Source organism: Vibrio sp. S12_S33 (assembly GCF_963889785.1).
Taxonomy (GTDB): domain Bacteria; phylum Pseudomonadota; class Gammaproteobacteria; order Enterobacterales; family Vibrionaceae; genus Vibrio; species Vibrio aestuarianus.
Map to the genome: position 1 here is coordinate 1 of NZ_CAWPQZ010000325.1, position 293 is coordinate 293.

Sequence of the window (293 nt, forward strand, 5' to 3'; positions counted from 1 at the left end):
GAGCTTAAGGTTTTTCGACATTCAAATGTGGAAGGGAAGATAAATGGCGACGTTAAGTTTTAGGCTCAAAGTGGATGGGTTGGCAGACGACACCTTAGTGGTGCGTGAATATCAAGGGGTCGAATCGTTGTCGGATAAGCCCTTAGATAACGGTCAAACCTGTTATGGTTTTCGCTACGAGATAAAACTGGCGAGTCGTCAATCAACCATCAAAGCTGTGCAGCTGGTGGACAAACCGGCGCAGTTAGAGATGCTGCGTGATGGCATTGTAGTACAGCGCGTGCATGGCATTA

At 47.4% G+C, this 293-nt stretch carries 1 pseudogene; it reads left to right on the plus strand.

The window, feature by feature from the left end:
- Positions 1–43 precede the first annotated feature (43 nt).
- Positions 44–293: pseudogene (locus tag AACW06_RS20330) on the plus strand (type VI secretion system tip protein VgrG); the annotation flags it as partial.